Annotated in this window: 15 protein-coding genes; 14 read left to right on the top strand and 1 reads right to left on the bottom strand. The window is 56.1% G+C overall.

The genetic code is table 11. The features are described 5' to 3' along the window. Nucleotides 1-13: 13 nt before the first annotated feature. On the bottom strand, nucleotides 14-1,444 hold the full coding sequence (locus tag IOB61_RS08290; RefSeq protein WP_290815000.1) for an MFS transporter: 1,431 nt from the start codon (nucleotides 1,442-1,444) through the stop codon (nucleotides 14-16). A 199-nt stretch (nucleotides 1,445-1,643) separates the two neighbouring features. On the opposite strand from IOB61_RS08290, the gene IOB61_RS08285 reads away from it, so the two are divergent. The 14 genes from IOB61_RS08285 to pnp all read left to right on the top strand — a co-directional run bounded on the left by IOB61_RS08285 (nucleotide 1,644) and on the right by pnp (nucleotide 15,520). Further along, on the top strand, nucleotides 1,644-1,991 hold the full coding sequence (locus tag IOB61_RS08285; protein WP_290814997.1) for an ArsC/Spx/MgsR family protein: 348 nt from the start codon (nucleotides 1,644-1,646) through the stop codon (nucleotides 1,989-1,991). A gap of 35 nt (nucleotides 1,992-2,026) precedes the next feature. Beyond that, nucleotides 2,027-2,674, top strand: coding sequence for a tRNA (adenosine(37)-N6)-threonylcarbamoyltransferase complex dimerization subunit type 1 TsaB (tsaB, locus tag IOB61_RS08280; protein WP_290814994.1), 648 nt, complete (start codon nucleotides 2,027-2,029; stop codon nucleotides 2,672-2,674). After that, the gene (gene rimI / locus IOB61_RS08275) at nucleotides 2,671-3,114 is read left to right on the top strand and encodes a ribosomal protein S18-alanine N-acetyltransferase (protein WP_290814990.1); all 444 of its coding nucleotides are present in this window, start codon (nucleotides 2,671-2,673) and stop codon (nucleotides 3,112-3,114) included. The genes tsaB and rimI overlap by 4 nt, the downstream gene beginning before the upstream one ends. A gap of 64 nt (nucleotides 3,115-3,178) precedes the next feature. Beyond that, on the top strand, nucleotides 3,179-3,592 hold the full coding sequence (locus IOB61_RS08270; RefSeq protein WP_290814987.1) for a Fur family transcriptional regulator: 414 nt from the start codon (nucleotides 3,179-3,181) through the stop codon (nucleotides 3,590-3,592). 54 nt (nucleotides 3,593-3,646) lie between these two features. Then, nucleotides 3,647-4,222, top strand: coding sequence for an FKBP-type peptidyl-prolyl cis-trans isomerase (locus IOB61_RS08265; RefSeq protein ID WP_290814984.1), 576 nt, complete (start codon nucleotides 3,647-3,649; stop codon nucleotides 4,220-4,222). Between the two features lie 205 nt (nucleotides 4,223-4,427). Further along, entirely contained in the window at nucleotides 4,428-5,033 is a 606-nt protein-coding gene (rimP, locus tag IOB61_RS08260) for a ribosome maturation factor RimP (RefSeq protein ID WP_290814982.1), read from the top strand. Nucleotides 5,034-5,065: 32 nt separating this feature from the next. Beyond that, complete coding sequence (gene nusA / locus IOB61_RS08255) at nucleotides 5,066-6,676, top strand: transcription termination factor NusA (RefSeq protein WP_290814979.1); 1,611 nt, start codon at nucleotides 5,066-5,068, stop codon at nucleotides 6,674-6,676. Next, complete coding sequence (locus IOB61_RS08250) at nucleotides 6,663-7,298, top strand: RNA-binding protein (protein WP_290814976.1); 636 nt, start codon at nucleotides 6,663-6,665, stop codon at nucleotides 7,296-7,298. The genes nusA and IOB61_RS08250 overlap by 14 nt, the downstream gene beginning before the upstream one ends. A gap of 162 nt (nucleotides 7,299-7,460) precedes the next feature. Beyond that, nucleotides 7,461-10,151 carry a translation initiation factor IF-2 gene (infB, locus tag IOB61_RS08245; protein ID WP_290814973.1) on the top strand — a complete coding sequence of 897 codons (2,691 nt, stop codon included), beginning with the start codon at nucleotides 7,461-7,463 and terminating at the stop codon, nucleotides 10,149-10,151. A 439-nt stretch (nucleotides 10,152-10,590) separates the two neighbouring features. Further along, nucleotides 10,591-10,917: a hypothetical protein gene (locus tag IOB61_RS08240; protein ID WP_290814970.1), complete on the top strand. Its 327-nt coding sequence runs from the start codon at nucleotides 10,591-10,593 to the stop codon at nucleotides 10,915-10,917. 504 nt (nucleotides 10,918-11,421) lie between these two features. After that, the gene (gene rbfA / locus IOB61_RS08235; protein WP_290814967.1) at nucleotides 11,422-11,829 is read left to right on the top strand and encodes a 30S ribosome-binding factor RbfA; all 408 of its coding nucleotides are present in this window, start codon (nucleotides 11,422-11,424) and stop codon (nucleotides 11,827-11,829) included. After that, nucleotides 11,829-12,791: a tRNA pseudouridine(55) synthase TruB gene (gene truB / locus IOB61_RS08230; protein WP_290814964.1), complete on the top strand. Its 963-nt coding sequence runs from the start codon at nucleotides 11,829-11,831 to the stop codon at nucleotides 12,789-12,791. The genes rbfA and truB overlap by 1 nt, the downstream gene beginning before the upstream one ends. 28 nt (nucleotides 12,792-12,819) lie before the next feature. Further along, a complete protein-coding gene (gene rpsO, locus IOB61_RS08225; protein ID WP_085341036.1) occupies nucleotides 12,820-13,089 on the top strand; it encodes a 30S ribosomal protein S15 in 270 nt (89 codons plus the stop codon). A gap of 223 nt (nucleotides 13,090-13,312) precedes the next feature. Continuing rightward, nucleotides 13,313-15,520 carry a polyribonucleotide nucleotidyltransferase gene (gene pnp / locus IOB61_RS08220; RefSeq protein WP_290814960.1) on the top strand — a complete coding sequence of 736 codons (2,208 nt, stop codon included), beginning with the start codon at nucleotides 13,313-13,315 and terminating at the stop codon, nucleotides 15,518-15,520. Nucleotides 15,521-15,949: the final 429 nt, after the last annotated feature.

Here is a 15,949-nt window from a genome sequence, read left to right as displayed (position 1 = left end):
GGCTGTTCGCAATCTAGTAGGTCCCGCTTTCAAGGCGAGGTGGCTGCTTGACAAAAAGCATGAGGAAGAGGCCACCGATTAGCAAAAATCCAGTCGATGCCAATCCAATCTGTTGGCTTTGAAACGCCTTGGTGAATATCCCTACCAACATTGGGCCCATCCAAACGGTGGCCGAACCTGCCAAAGAGTAAAGCCCAAAGAATTCTCCTTCCATACCCTTGGGGGCAAGTCTGGCCATCAAGGTGCGTGAGGAGGCATAGGCTGCTGTGATGGATATGGCGATGATGATTGCCCCACATACAAATACGACTTCGGGCAGAGTGGTGAACATGGGCGCATTCCAAATTGGGGTGTCTGGCACCACGGGCAAGCCAAACACATGGGTCTTGGACTGCGCGGTTAAGACAATCAAACACAATAAGGTTACGCCAATTTCTGCGATGATGGACCATTTTGCTCCTATCCGCGCATCAACTCTGCCCGCAACTAAGCCGCCAAAAACCGCAAATATCGACAAGATCACACCATAGGCGGACATCTCCAAGAGGTCCCAGCCAAACACACCCGCTGCGGTCACCCCCGCAACAATTAGAATGGCGGTTTTGCCGTCGACATAAAGCATGCGGGCAATCAGATAGAGGCCGGCATTGCGGTCGACACGAAATAGACGACCAACGGCTTTGAACATGCCCACGACCCCATCAATAGCTGCTTTTGACGGTTTCATGCCGGAAGGCTTTTTGTCGCGAGAGAAGAAAAACAAAGGTAAGGCAGCTATCGCAAACCAAATGGCAGTCATTGGCGCGACAATACGGCTGGTCTCATGGGTTGCAGTGTCCAGGCCGAACAGAGGCTGGCTGGGCACAAAGCTCCAATCCACGCGCCCGGGAAACGCTAAGCCCCATAGGACAAAGATCAAGAAGACGACTGAAGCCAAATTACCGAGGGCTAGTCCAAGCCCAGATGCGTGCGGCAAAGTGGCTGGCGTAGAGGCCGTTTGTAACATCGCATTGTGCAGCACTTCGGTATAAGCAAACATGGCCCCGAGTGCTGTGGTCAAGGTGCCGATCATCACAATCGATAGTCCGCCTTGGCCGGCGGGCAGGGCCCACCATAGGCTAAAAATAGCCAGAACCATGGTAAAACTGACGACACCCAAGATCGGCTTGCGGTTACCAAAGCGGTCTGCAATGGCACCAAGAAATGGGCCCGTCAGGGCGACGATTATCCCAGCCAGCGTATGCCAACTCGCGATGGTTGCCTGTCCTACCACGGGGTCTGAAAACACGGTCGTCGCAATATATGGCGCAAGAATATAAATCGTGCACAAGATCACATAAGGATTACGGCCGGCCTCAAAACACGCCCAAGACAGGGCAGAGCGGTCTAGCTTTTCAGGTGAACGGGTCGTTGGTGTTGCGGTTGGGCTGCTTATCTCAGTCACAGGAACTTCCTTCAGCGCCAATTAGGCGACCCGCTCTGCCTTCAAGCGTCGCCCATCATGTCCTGCTTATGGCAAGCGGTAAAGGGCGGGCCATACCTAGCCCAATAACGGTCATATCTTTCTTTCCCAACCCTTTACTTTGATTGATCCCCCCGCCATTTAGCAGGCCAGATCAATAACCAATTTAGGAGCGGCAGCGATGAGCTATGTTCTAATCCATAATCCGGGCTGCGGCTCGTCGAAAAAGGGTCTTGAAGTGCTGGAGGCTGCCGGCATTCAGCCCGAAATCCGCCGCTATATGCTGGTGGCAGAGCGTTTGAGCGTTGATGAACTCAAAGAAATCGCCCAAAAAATGGGTGGGGTTTCGCCTCGCGCCTTCATGCGCGAAAAGGATGCTGCTGACGCGGGTCTTCCTGCGGATGCAAGTGATGCGGATGTGTTTGCCGCGATGGCCAAGAACCCTAAGCTTATCCAGCGTCCGATTGGAATAAATGGCGACAAGGCGGTTCTTGGTCGTCCAAACTCTGCTCTTTTGACCATTATCTGAGGCCGTCTCCGCGACGCGTAGATGGTGGGGTGCCGATGCTTATTCTGGCCATAGATACAGCGCTAAATGCCTGCTCCGTGGCGGTTCTGCGATCGGGCGAAGTCCTTGTGTCGCGCGTCGAGCCCATGGCCAAAGGTCAGGCGGAGCGCCTCGCCCCCATGGTGCATGAAGTGCTGATAGAGGCGGGGGTTAATGCGGCTCAGATTGATCGCATTGCTGTGACACGCGGTCCTGGTGCCTTTACAGGACTCCGTATCGGCCTTGCCTTTGCGCGTGGTTTAGCAGTGGCTTTGGATCGACCCTGCCTCGGCATTTCGACGCTGGAAGTCCTGGCCCATGGTGCGGCGGCTCAGCGTACCTTGGCGGCCATTGATGTAGCCGGAAGTCTATTTGTCGGGGCGTGGGAGGGGCGCGTGTGCGTCATCGAGCCGTGTCGCCTTGATGTCGAAAGCGTGCTCGATCGCCTCCATGGGGAATGGAGTTTAACCGGGCCGGGCGCAGCCAGTCTGGCCCGACTTCGCCCGGATTGGCAGGTGGTGAAGCAAGATGTGCCAGACCCTGTGATATTGGCGCAATTGGCCCAGGACCTTGACCCGGCCAGCAATCCACCCGCCCCGCTTTACTTGCGCGGACATGAGGCAAAGCTTCCCGGGGGGCTCTCTTTGGAAACTGCGCTGACATGACTTTGCGCCGTGCGCACCCCTCAGATGCGGCGGCCCTTGCCCGCATCCACCAATCTGCGTTTGATCATTCATGGTCGGAGGCCGACTTTGCTACTTATGTGGCATCAGATTTTGTTTGGATCATTGGCAAGCCGATTGCAGGCTTTTTGTTGGTTCGCGCTATTGGCGACGAAGCTGAGATTTTGACCTTGGCTGTTGATCCATCAGCGCGACGAAATGGGCACGCCGCCGCTCTTCTCACCGCTTCGAAACAAGACTTGGTCGGACATGGTGTCGTTCGTCTTTTCTTGGAAGTTGCCGCCGATAATCTGCCGGCTTTAGCGCTCTATGAAGGCCATGGATTTACGCCAATCGGCGTCCGCAAAGCCTATTATCGGCGCGAAAATGGCCCGAATATGGACGCAAAGCTTCTTTCTTGTGCGTTGACTACAGCACATTGATGTCAAAGCTGTAGACGAAACAGCGCAAACCTCGCATATCTTAACCATGACGGATGGAACCACTATGCCTGATCGCATTGAAGCCCTTTGCGTGGAAAAAGGTCTGCGTATGACCGAGCAGCGCCGCATCATCGCGCGCACTCTGTCGGAAGCCAAAGATCATCCTGACGTGGAAGAATTGCACCGCCGCGCGGCGGCGGTCGACAAGGGCATTTCTATCGCCACGGTCTATCGCACGGTCCGCTTGTTTGAAGAAAGCGGCATCCTCGAACGTCACGATTTTCGCGATGGGCGTTCGCGCTATGAAGAAGCAGGCGCAGAGCATCATGACCATTTGATCGATATGAAAACAGGCCGCGTCCTTGAATTCGTCGATCCTGAGATCGAGCGCCTTCAACAAGAAATCGCTCGTCGTTTGGGCTATCGGTTGATCGACCATCGGCTCGAGCTTTATGGCGTCCCGCTTGAGGACTCGTGATACCGCGGCCTCTTGCCGTCCGCTTACCCTTTCTCCCAACAAAAGGCTGCCCCTATGTTCAAAAAGAGACTGACGTCCCTCATGTTGATTTCGTGCGTTGCGCTTGTGGCGTGCCAGCCTGCCGGTGCCAATCAAGATAAGTCGGTAATGGATGGCGTCGATGGCAAAGCGGCAGAAGCGCCGCTGGACGCGAATGGCCAGGCCGCGAAGGAGTTTCTGGAAAAGAATAAGAGCGCGCCTGGCGTGATCACGACGGCCTCGGGCCTGCAATATGCCGTCATTGCCAAGGGTCCAGAGACTGGACCAAAGCCGGCAGTCGATTCGATGGTTCAGGTGAATTACGAAGGTAAGCTTCTCAATGGCGAAGTGTTTGATAGCTCTTTTGCCCGTGGCGAAGCGGCAGAGTTTCAAGTCGGTGCTTTGATCCCAGCCTGGGTTGAAGCTTTGCAAATGATGCGCCCTGGCGATGAATGGACGATTTGGGTGCCGCCCGCCCTAGGCTATGGTGCCCAAGGCGGTGGCCCAATTCCGCCGAACTCGCTTTTGATCTTCCGCATGAAGCTGGAAAAGATCGTGGGTGGCCCTGATTCCGATGCGGGGATTCAGGCTGAAAAGGGTGCGACCCGCTGATTTTTTAGCCTTTGCACCCACTTCGCTGAGGAAGCCTGCGCCAAAGCTGGTGACAAGGCGGCTTCCTCAGCCTATAAGGCGTTTAACAGATCGACTTTGATCGCCTGAGGCGGTCAAAGCGGCTCCGGGTCACCGGGGCCGCTTTTTGTTTGTTCTGAAACCTGCCGACCTCCTTAGAGGGATGGCGCAATAGATTGAGACCCACGTGCGCACAACGTCGCCTTATGAAGACAAACTCTTGGCTCTAATTGAGCCTGCTGCCCGTGATTTGGGCTATGAGATTGTGCGCGTGCGTCTGATGGGATCGCGCCGCAAGACCTTTCAGATCATGGCAGAGCGTCCCGATGGCCGTATGTCGTCCGGCGATTGCGAAAAGCTGTCGCGGGGCTTGAGCCCGCTTCTTGAAGCCGAAGACCCGATTGAGGGGGAATATGCGCTGGAAGTCTCTTCTCCCGGCATTGATCGTCCTTTGACCCGCTTTTCGGATTTTGATCGCTGGATCGGCTGGGAAGCGAAGTTAGAGCTGGATCGCGGTATCGAAGGGCGCAAGCGCTTCTCCGGTGAGCTGGCTGGAACTGAAGACACGAATATCTGCATCAATCTCGAAGGCGAAGAAGACACAGCCCTCATCCCCTTCGAATGGATCGCCAGCGCCCGCTTGGTGCTGACGGACGATCTAATCCGCGAATCCTTGCGCCGTCGCGGGGCAGATGAAGACGAACTTGAGCAACTGGAAAAAGCTCTGGATGACGATCAGGTGGAATTTGTCACCGATGATGTCCTGCCAGATGTGGATCCAGATCTAACCTAATCAGCCCATTCCGTTTCAGAAGGAAGACAAACATGGCCATTTCCGCCAACCGGCTTGAACTTTTGTCCATCGCCCGCTCGGTCGCATATGAAAAGAATATCGACGAATCGATCGTGGTTGAAGCGATTGAAGAGGCGATCAGCAAAGCTGCCCGCGCCCGCTATGGTGCTGACCATCAGATTGATGCTCGCATCAATCCAAAGTCAGGTGAACTGACCCTGAAGCGCAAGCAGACGGTGGTTGCGACCCAAGACGATGTCGAAAACCCCAGCCAGCAAATTCCGCTGTCGGTTGCTAAGCGTATCGACCCCAGTGTGGATGTGGGCCATGTCTTTGAAGAAGACCTGCCCTTGTTCGACTTTGGCCGCGTGATGTCCTTGACCGGTAAGCAGGTCATCACCCAGCGGGTCCGCGAAGCAGAGCGTGATAAGCAGTTTGAAGAATACAAGGACCGCGTTGCCGACATCATTAATGGCATAGTCAAGCGCGTTGAATATGGCAATGTGATCGTCGATCTGGGTCGTGGCGAAGGCGTTATCCGCCGTGATCAGACCTTGCCACGCGAAAATCTGAACATGGGTGACCGCGTCCGCTGCTATATCTACGACGTGCGTCGTGAGCCAAAAGGCCCACAAATTTTCCTGTCGCGCGCCCATCCAGGCTTCATGGCGAAGTTGTTCGAAGCTGAAGTACCTGAAGTTTATGACGGCGTCATCGAAATCAAGGCGGTTGCCCGTGATCCGTCCTCGCGCGCCAAGATCGCCGTTTTCAGCCATGACAATTCAATCGATCCTGTGGGCGCTTGCGTCGGTATGCGTGGTTCGCGGGTTCAGGCAGTGGTCGGCGAATTGGGTGGCGAGAAAATCGACATTATTCCTTGGTCGCCCGACCCTGCAACCTTTATCGTGAATGCGCTTCAGCCTGCTGAAGTGACCAAAGTGGTTCTCGACGAAGACGAAAACCGCGTGGAAGTCGTGGTTCCAGATGAGCAATTGAGCTTGGCCATTGGTCGTCGCGGCCAAAACGTCCGCCTTGCCAGCCAATTGACTGGCTGGTCGATCGATATTCTGACCGAAGAAGAAGAGCGTTCGCGCCGCGAGAAAGAAGCCAACAGCCGCACCGAATTGTTCATGGGTGCAATCGACGTTGATGAGATGATGGCCCGCCTTCTGGTTTCGGAAGGCTTCGAAACCATCGAAGAATTGGCCTATGTTGAATTGGGCGACCTGTTGCAGATTGAAGGCTTTGACGAAGACGTCTCCGCCGAGCTGCAAGCCCGCGCCCGCGATTACATCGAACGCGCTCAAAACGAACTCAATACCAAGCGCACCAGCCTTGGCGTCGAAGACGAAGTTTTGGGTCTGCCCGGGGTTACGCTGGAAATCGCCATCAAATTGGGTGAAGGCGGCGTGAAAACTGTGGAAGACGTCGCAGGCTTGGTTTCAGACGATCTGCGTGGCTGGTTTGAAGTCAAGAATGGTGAGAAAGTCCGCTTCCCAGGCCTTTTGGAAGGCATGAGCATGAGCGTTGAGCAAGCGGATGCGCTGATCATGGCTGCACGTGTCGCCATGGGCTGGGTTGAGGCTCCTGCGGCTGAAGAAGCCGAAGCAGAGGCGGAAGTTGCCGCCGATGGACAAGAGTGAGCGACGTGAAGGCGCCGGACGCGTTCGGCGCTGTGTAGCCACCGGAGAGGTTCAGCCCGAGGCTGGCCTTATCCGATTTGTGGCCGATCCTGACGGCTGGGTCTTTCCTGATCCAGCCGCACGGGCACCCGGTCGTGGGGTGTGGGTAACCTCCACGCGGGAGGCTGTAGGCCTTGCTATCAAGAAAGGTGCTTTTTCGCGGGGCCTCAAGCGCGAGGCGAAGCCACGCGAAGATTTGATGGACAGACTAGTCGAGGCCTTGCGGCAGCGCTGTTTGAATCAGCTCTCGATTGCGCGAAAAGCCGGCGAAATTGTTCTTGGCAATGATCAAGTTGCCTCGGCGTTGCGAACAACAAAGCCAGCTTGGCGTATTGAAGCCAGTGACGGATCGCCAGATGGTCGAGGTAAATTAGACGGTCTGTCGCGCGCGTGGGGCGGGGTGCCAACTGCAGGCTGTTTCACTGGGGTGGAAATGGGCATGGCGTTAGGACGCGATGTTGTGATACATGCTATCTTAATGCCAGGGCGTTTAGCAGACAGCTGGACGACGGACATTAGGCGCTTAGCGGGTTTTATTCCATTAGTGCCCGATGATTGGCCAAGGGACGGCACCTATATATAGGGGCAGGTCTATTTGGAACTGGACGAAGCCGATCTTGACCGGCACAGGACGCCCGGGCGGTAACCCTGCTCGAACGGCGGTTTTTGTGCTTGCTGGACCTAATTTTGGGGCCAAAGGCCGGTTTAAATTTTACGACGCGCCACTGCGTGCGCAAGGATGAGCATGAGCGACGGTAACGACAACGAAAACCAAACGGGGCGTAAGCCTCTGACCCTTTCCCGCAATGTGGGCGCTGGCACCGTTCGCCAGAGCTTTTCGCATGGGCGCACCAACCAAGTTGTGGTTGAGGTCAAGAAGAAACGCACCATCGGCCCTGGCGAAGCACCTGCCGCCGGCGCACCTGGATCTGTGCCAAAGCCAGCCTTTACCCCGCCTTCCCGTCCTGCAGCCCCCGTGGCCGCAGCGCCCGCCGCAAAGCCTGCGGCACCGGCTCAATCCGACGAGTCGCGTCAAGCGCCTGCACGTACCACCAAGACTTTGGGTCTGTCTGACAGCGAAATGAAAGCCCGCATGGCTGCGCTCGAGCGTGCGCGGGAACAAGAACAAATCCGCCGCCAACAGCAATTGGCCGAAGCTGAACTGCGCCAGCGTCGTGAAGAGGCTGATCGTCGTCGCGCCGAGGAAGAACGTCAGCTCGCCGAAGCAGAAGCGCAACGCAAGCGTCAGCAAGAAGAAGAGCAGCGGGCCGCCGAAGCCCGCCGCGTTGCAGCACAAGCTGCGCTCAACATCCAAAATGACGGCCCTGTTCGTGGCCGCGAAGAAGCGGCACCAGCCTATGAGCCTGAGCCGCAAGCTTTAGGTGCCGACCGTGACGATGATGCTGGCGAAGCCCCTTCTGGCGAAGAAGGCGAAGACGGCGACTTGTTGTCGGAATTGGGTGGCCGGGTAAAGCGGCAGAAGGTTGCGGTCGTGCGCGCACCCCCTGTCTCGCGCGCCAAAGGTGCGCAGCAGCGCCGCTCGGGCAAACTGACGATTACATCGGCCTTGGGCGACGATTCAGATCGTCAGCGTTCATTGGCTTCAGTTCGACGTGCCCGTGAAAAAGAACGCGATCGCCGCTTGCGCATGCTGAAGGGTCAAGAGCAGACCAAGCAAGTGCGCGAAGTCGTTGTGCCCGAAGTCATCACCGTGGCCGAATTGGCCAACCGGATGGCCGAGCGCCTGACAGACGTCATCAAATATCTGATGAAGCAAGGTCAGATGATGAAGGGTGCGGATAATCTCGATGCAGATACCGCCGAATTGATCGTCACCGACTTTGGTCACACCGTGAAGCGCGTGGCGGAATCAGACGTTGAAATTGGCCTCGAAGGTGAAGCTGATACCGACGAGAACCAATTGCCACGTCCACCTGTTGTCACCATCATGGGCCATGTGGACCATGGTAAGACCTCGCTTTTGGATGCCATCCGCTCTGCCGATACCGTCAAGGGCGAAGCTGGCGGGATTACCCAGCATATCGGTGCCTATCAGGTGCGTTTGGCCAATGGCGAGCGTGTGACCTTCTTAGATACGCCAGGTCACGCAGCCTTCTCTAGCATGCGGGCGCGTGGTGCCAGCATTACAGACGTGGTGGTTTTGGTGGTCGCGGCAGACGATGGTGTCATGCCACAAACGGTAGAGGCGATTAATCACGCCAAAGCCGCTGGCGTTCCCATCATTGTGGCTGTCAACAAAATCGACAAGCCAGAGGCTAATCCGCAAAAGGTCTTGAACGAGCTTCTGCAATATGAAGTTCTGACGGAGGCCGTGGGTGGCGACACCTTGTGGGTGCCCGTCTCGGCAAAAGAGCGCACAAATCTGGATACCCTGTTGGAAACCATCCTGCTGCAGTCGGAAGTTTTGGACTTGAAAGCCAATCCAGATCGCGCCGCAGAAGGTGCCGTCATCGAAGCCAAGCTCGACAAGGGCCGGGGTTCGGTCGCGACCGTTCTGGTACAGCGTGGGACCTTGAAGCGCGGCGATCTGGTCGTGGCCGGCACCCAATGGGGCCGTGTTCGCGCTTTGACCGACGAGCGTGGCCAAACCTTGCAATCGGCAGGCCCATCGCAACCCGTTGAGATCTTAGGTCTTGATGGAACGCCAGAGCCCGGCGATGTCGTGGTTGTGGTCGACAGCGAAGCCCGTGCCCGCGAAGTCACCGATTACCGGATCCGCATGAAGCGGGAAAAGGTCGTCGTGCGCCAAACCGCGCGTTCGGGTCTGGAAGCCATGTTGGCCCGCATCAAGGATGCCGAAGTCAAGGAATTCCCCCTTATCGTCAAAGCCGATGTGGGCGGGTCTGCCGAAGCTATTACCGCCGCGCTCGAGAAACTCTCGACCGAGGAAGTGCGCGCCAAAGTTATCCACCAAGCCGTTGGTGGGATTACCGAGAGCGACGTGCTTTTGGCCAAGTCATCCGGCGCACCAATTCTTGCCTTCAATACACGTGCACCCAAGCAAGTGCGCGATCTGGCCGAGCATGAAGGCGTTGAGATCCGTTATTATTCCATCATCTACAATCTGTTGGATGATGTGAAAGACATTCTCTCCGGCATGTTGGAGCCAGAGCGGAAAGAAACCTTCTTGGGCTATGCCCAAATCTTGCAGGTGTTCAACATCACCAAGGTTGGCAAAATTGCTGGCTGTAAGATCAATGAAGGCAATATCAAACGCGGTTGCGGTGTTCGCTTGCTGCGCGATGATGTCGTCATTCACGAAGGCAAGCTCTCTACCTTGAAGCGCTTTAAGGACGAAGTCAGCGAAGTTTCGGCTGGCCAAGAATGCGGCATGGCATTTGAAGGCTATCAGGACCTGCGCGAAGGCGATCTGATTGAGTGCTTCGACGTGCAGATCATCAAGCGCAGTTTGTAGTGCGGTGCTTCTTTGTCGCACGATTGGAAACCTAGCCTCTCAAACGCCAAACAAGGCTTGAGAGGCTAGCGGCCATTCTTTTCGACATCCTAAAGCAAGTGCGCGGCGAGTTGCGGAACGCGCGCGGCGTCGCGAACGTCACTGCCGCTGATTGCTGGAGCCGTTGGAATACAACGCGCGGCCGGCACCTATGCAGCTGTAGTATCGGGCCAATCCCAGACGCCCTTTTTGCATATTCCCTAAAAAAACCTACGGTTGGCTCTTTGCCAGCGCCGAAGGGGCGGGCGGCTACAAGTCGAAGATCAAGCCCATCTCCGCCTAAATCGAGGCTAACATGCAGAGTTTAAGCCCACACATCCTTACATACGTTTCCGATGACGGCGCGGGGCAAATGTTTCGTTGACGCTTCCCAATCCAATTAAAGCGAGCGAGACGGACAATGATCACTCTTGGGCCCGACACCCTTACTCTACAAAACAAGAGCGGTGATACTGAAACCTTCGAGGTTAGAATCTTCCTGCATGACCCCAAAGAAGAAGGCACGCCTGAGCATGACGATGGCCTAGCCTATTATGGTGAAATCCTGCTCAGTTTCGCTTCCCACGAGCGCCGGATGAAGGCTTCATGTAAAAACAATATTGAGCTGGTCGGGGTCTTGATGATGTTTGCAGAGGCGTACATATCGAGGACATGTGAGGTTGATAATTTAACGCTGTTTCGAAATATGCCCGGGGACATAAAGGTGCCCACCGATATGTTTCGGTGAACCGGTTCGCGTCTTCGATATGAGGTTAGCATGCAGAGCTTAGGCCCACACATCATTCGGCATCAATTTCCCGATGGCGAAATCGAGGAAACGCCTGTTCACTTCAACTTCCTTGGTCCACGGGAGACAACTATTACTAATGGCGTCACAATCATTGAGGAGACAGGTGAAGTGATTATCGAGTTCCCTGATGGCGAACATCGGACCTTTATATCCGCATAAAACACTTTTGCGTTGGTTGGCTGGGCCATTGGATTGACCGAAGCTATGTTTATTGGGTGGAATAAAGAAGATGGCGCAAAGACTTACCGATTGCGTTCTGGCGACGTAAAGGGACCCGGAGATATGTTTTTGTAGTTGCGCAAGGCTTGCCGCTCAGCGTTTCCCTTGCCTCACGCAGGCCAAGCCGCTACTTCGGTCGCCCGCGCTGTATTGGAACAGCGGATAGTAGACATAAACCGCCTTTGACTGGTCGATCCCAGCATGGGCTTTGAAAGTTAAATCATGGCAAAGCGTTTCGATAATTCATCTGGCCCTACCCAGCGGCAATTGCGGGCAGGGGAAAACATTCGTCACGTGCTGGTCGAAATCCTGCGCCGGGGCGATATTCGCGACCCTGCCTTGGTGGACAAAAGCATCACGGTCGGCGAAGTCCGCATGAGCCCAGATTTGAAGCATGCCAATGTCTTTGTGGCGGCCCTTGGCCTTGAAGATGCCGAAGAGATTGCCAAGGCTCTGAACCGTGCTTCGAAATTCTTACGCGGTGAATGTGGGCGGGCGCTGGAAAGCAAATTTACCCCAGACCTGCGCTTTATTGCTGACACGTCCTATGACGCGGCCTTGAAGATGAATGATCTTTTCAACGATCCCAAGGTTCGCGCCGATCTGATCAAACCGGCGGATGAGGCCTGATGTCGCGGCGCAAGAAAGGCCAAGATGTGCATGGCTGGATCGTTCTGGATAAGGACTTGCACTTAACCTCCACCGATGCGGTTACGCGCGTCCGGCGGGCATTTGACGCGAAGAAGGCGGGCCATGCCGGCACACTCGACCCCTTGGCGACAGGCATTTTGCCGATTGCGCTCGGCGAGGCGACCAAGACGGTGGCTTGGCTGATGGAGGCTGAGAAGTCCTATCGCTTTACGGTCGAATGGGGTGCATCCACCGATACCCAAGACCGCGAAGGCAAAATCATCGCCACTTCCGATGTGCGGCCCAGCAAAGAGGCGATTGAAGAGGCTCTGAAAGGCTTCATCGGTGAAATCCAGCAAGTCCCGCCCATCTATAGCGCCATCAAGGTCGCGGGCGAACGCTCTTATGATCTGGCGCGTGATGGTGAAGTGCCTGAGCTCAAGGCACGGACCGTCTTGCTGATCGAAGCGAGCCTCGTCGATGTGCCCGACGCCGATCACGCCACGATTGAGTGCCGCTGTGGCAAGGGCTTTTACGTCCGCGCCTTGGCCCGTGACCTCGCAACAGCGCTTGGCGCGGAGGGCCATGTGAGTGCTTTGCGTCGTACCTCCGTCGGCCCATTCCATGAGAGCGCAGCAATAACACTGGAAAAGCTGCAGGAAGTGTGCAATAGCGACGCCGCGTCCGACAGCCTTTTGCCAGTTGAGACCGCGCTGGACGACATCCCGGCGCTGGCCGTAACAGCGGAAGAGGCTTTCAGGTTGCGGCAAGGCCGCGGGATTGTTCTTCTCCCCCACCAGGTTGAAGAGCTGCGCTCCAAGCGCAGACCACGTGTTGTTTCTGGCGAAGATATGAGCCGGGCAGCATTGGCAACCCTTCAAGGTCAAGCCGTGGCTATAGGCGACGCACGCGCGGGGCGGTTTGAGCCGGTCCGGGTGTTTCAACTCAGTGCGCGCGATTGAACCCGCCGCCAACCCAAAGGAAACCACGATGTCGGTATCACCAGAGCGTAAGCTCGAAATTATGAAAGAACATGGTCTCGCCCCGAACGACACGGGCAGCCCAGAAGTCCAAATCGCCATCCTGACCGAGCGGATTGTTAATCTGACTGAGCACTTCAAGTCTCACAAGAAGGACAACCACTCCCGTCGCGGTCTGTTGGCCATGGTATCTTTGCGTCGCCGTTTGCTGGACTATGTGAAGTCCCGCGATGTGGCACGTTATCAGGCCATTTTGACCAAGCACGGTCTGCGTCGCTAAGGCGTCGTGACAAAATCAATCAGGGCGGTGCGAGATGCGCCGCCCTTTTGCTATTTGCCCCTCAACCGAAATCGGTAATCGGGGTAAGATGAAAGATGGCCCCCGCATAGGGCGAGGGCTTTCTCCGGCAAGGACGCCGGACCCCTCAGTTCAGGAAGGCCTGGGCTGAGTTTTGTAGGCGGCAGCATGGGGAAGGCTCCATGATCTGCCAGAAGGAATGATGATGTTTGACATAAAGACTGTTTCGCTCGAATGGGGCGGACGTACGCTGACACTGGAAACTGGCCGCATGGCGCGCCAAGCCGACGGGGCCGTTTTGGCTACCTATGGCGACACACAAGTTCTCGCGACCGCTGTTGGTGCGCGTTCGGCCAAGCCGGGGATCGATTTCTTCCCCTTGACCGTAAACTACCAAGAAAAATTCTATGCAGCTGGCCGTATTCCCGGTGGCTATTTTAAGCGCGAAGGCCGTCCAACTGAAAAGGAAACCTTGGTTTCCCGCCTGATCGACCGCCCCATTCGTCCTCTGTTCGCCAAAGGCTTCAAGAACGAAACCCAAGTTGTGGTCACCACTCTGTCGCACGATCAGGAAAATGATCCCGATATCGTCGCCTTGGTGGCATCTTCGGCTGCTTTGGTTCTGTCGGGCCTGCCCTTCATGGGCCCGATTTCGGCCGCGCGCGTTGGCTATATCAATGGCGAATATGTGCTGAACCCAACCGTCGATCAGCTGAAGGAAAGCGACATGGATTTGGTGGTCGCAGGAACCGCTGAAGCCGTGATGATGGTTGAATCGGAAATCTACGAATTGTCCGAAGAAGTGGTGTTGGGCGGGGTATCCTTCGCGCACAAGCAAATGCAGCCTGTGATCGATCTGATCATCTCGTTGGCCGAGCAAGCCGCTAAAGATCCTTGGGACTTCCAAGCCGAAGATCACAGCGCCGAATATAAGGCTGTGAAGGACATGATCGGTGCCGAAATCGACGCGGCCTATCGCATCGCCGACAAGGGTGCCCGTCAGGACGCCGTTGGTGCAGCGAAGAAGCGCGCCGAAGCTGAATTGGTCGCTTCTGAAACCAAGCCAGACGGCATGGACCCATCGCTCTTCAAGACGGTCTGTAAAGAAGTCGAAAGCGATATCGTGCGCAGCGCCATCGTGAAGGAAGGCCGCCGCATTGATGGTCGTCCTGTCGACAAGGTTCGAGCGATTGTATCGGAAGCGGGCGTTCTCCCCCGTGCACACGGCTCGGCCCTGTTCACCCGCGGCGAAACCCAGGCTCTCGTGGTTGCCACTTTGGGTACTGCCGATGATGAGCAATTCATCGACAGCCTCGAAGGCACCTATAAAGAGCGCTTCATGCTGCATTATAACTTCCCTCCTTATTCGGTGGGCGAAGTTGGCCGCATGGGTGGCGCGGGTCGTCGCGAAATTGGTCACGGCAAGCTTGCTTGGCGTGCGATGCAAGCGGTTCTGCCAACCCCAGAACAATTCCCTTACACCATCCGTTTGGTGTCGGAGATCACCGAATCCAACGGCTCGTCCTCGATGGCGTCGGTCTGCGGTGCCTCTTTGGCTCTGATGGATGCAGGCGCCCCAATCAGCGCGCCCGTAGCAGGTGTGGCGATGGGTCTTGTGTTGCAAGATGATGGCAGCTTCGAAGTTCTGACCGACATTCTGGGTGATGAAGATCATCTGGGTGACATGGACTTTAAGGTCGCAGGGACCGAAAATGGCATCACTTCGCTGCAAATGGACATTAAGGTAGCCGGCATCACTGAGGAGATCATGAAGGTCGCGCTCACCCGTGCCCATGCTGGCCGGATGCACATTCTGGGCGAAATGGCCAAGTCCTTGACCGGTGCCCGTGGCGAACTCAATGCCTTTGCGCCAAAGATCGTGTCCTTCATGATCCCAACCGACAAGATTCGTGAAGTGATCGGCACCGGTGGCAAGGTCATCCGCGAAATCGTCGAAAAGACCGGTGCAAAAATCTCGATCGAAGATGATGGCAGCGTGAAAGTTGCCGCATCCGATCAAGACAAGATCGATGCCGCTGTGAAGTGGGTGAAGAGCATCACGGATGAAGCTGAAGTCGGCAAAATCTATGAAGGCAAAGTCGTCAAAGTCATGGAATTTGGTGCCTTTGTGAACTTCTTCGGTGCCAAAGACGGCCTCGTCCATATCTCGCAACTTGCTAACCGCAAGGTCGCGACTGTCGGCGAAATCGTCAAAGAAGGCGACACCGTGAAGGTGAAGCTGATGGGCTTTGATGACCGTGGCAAAACCCGCTTGTCGATGAAAGTCGTCGACCAAGCTACGGGCGAAGACATTGAAGAAAAGCTGAAAGCCGAACGTGCTGAGCGTGGGGAGCCTGAAGAGGTCGAACAACCCCGCGAGCGCAGCGAACGCCCCCGTCGCCGTCGCGACTAAGGCTCTCTGGCTTACCTGGTTTACTAACGGCGATTCCTTCGGGGGTCGCCGTTTTGGTTTGTGGGCGATTTGACAGGTCAAGTCGCCCGATCCCGCCAGAAGAAGCGGTTGGAAGGTGCATTCTTGTCTAGACCCATTTTGGTGGAAACCCTGTTTCACCAAAATGGGTGACCAGAATGGGCACCAAAGCGCTTCCAGATCAATTCTCTATTTCATCGATGTCATCCCCGCCGAAGCGTGAGCGAAGAGCGGGGACCTTGTGGGAGCTCCCCTCTCCCAGGGGGAGAGGGGTGTTCCCCCAACACCTTTAGCCCCGCCAAGAAAAGCCTTGCGAGGGTGCACCATAAAGAGGGGCCGGGGCGCTAAGAGCGCGTCAATGAAGTGGGCCAGATTAACGGACTGGCCCGAATACGACGCAAACCGTGCGCC

This window comes from Aquidulcibacter sp. (assembly GCF_020253525.1).
Taxonomy (GTDB): Bacteria; Pseudomonadota; Alphaproteobacteria; order Caulobacterales; family Aquidulcibacteraceae; genus Aquidulcibacter.
Note: the sequence above shows the minus strand (reverse complement) of the source record. Positions and strands in the feature narration are given on the sequence as shown.

Bases quoted from the DNA above. Each gene is read 5' to 3' on its own strand.
- IOB61_RS08285 (WP_290814997.1), top strand. From the start codon at position 1,644: ATGAGCTATGTTCTAATCCATAATCCGGGCTGCGGCTCGTCGAAAAAG.
- tsaB (WP_290814994.1), top strand. From the start codon at position 2,027: ATGCTTATTCTGGCCATAGATACAGCGCTAAATGCCTGCTCCGTGGCG.
- rimI (WP_290814990.1), top strand. From the start codon at position 2,671: ATGACTTTGCGCCGTGCGCACCCCTCAGATGCGGCGGCCCTTGCCCGC.
- IOB61_RS08270 (WP_290814987.1), top strand. From the start codon at position 3,179: ATGCCTGATCGCATTGAAGCCCTTTGCGTGGAAAAAGGTCTGCGTATG.
- IOB61_RS08265 (WP_290814984.1), top strand. From the start codon at position 3,647: ATGTTCAAAAAGAGACTGACGTCCCTCATGTTGATTTCGTGCGTTGCG.
- nusA (WP_290814979.1), top strand. From the start codon at position 5,066: ATGGCCATTTCCGCCAACCGGCTTGAACTTTTGTCCATCGCCCGCTCG.
- IOB61_RS08250 (WP_290814976.1), top strand. From the start codon at position 6,663: ATGGACAAGAGTGAGCGACGTGAAGGCGCCGGACGCGTTCGGCGCTGT.
- infB (WP_290814973.1), top strand. From the start codon at position 7,461: ATGAGCGACGGTAACGACAACGAAAACCAAACGGGGCGTAAGCCTCTG.
- IOB61_RS08240 (WP_290814970.1), top strand. From the start codon at position 10,591: ATGATCACTCTTGGGCCCGACACCCTTACTCTACAAAACAAGAGCGGT.
- rbfA (WP_290814967.1), top strand. From the start codon at position 11,422: ATGGCAAAGCGTTTCGATAATTCATCTGGCCCTACCCAGCGGCAATTG.
- truB (WP_290814964.1), top strand. From the start codon at position 11,829: ATGTCGCGGCGCAAGAAAGGCCAAGATGTGCATGGCTGGATCGTTCTG.
- rpsO (WP_085341036.1), top strand. From the start codon at position 12,820: ATGTCGGTATCACCAGAGCGTAAGCTCGAAATTATGAAAGAACATGGT.
- pnp (WP_290814960.1), top strand. From the start codon at position 13,313: ATGTTTGACATAAAGACTGTTTCGCTCGAATGGGGCGGACGTACGCTG.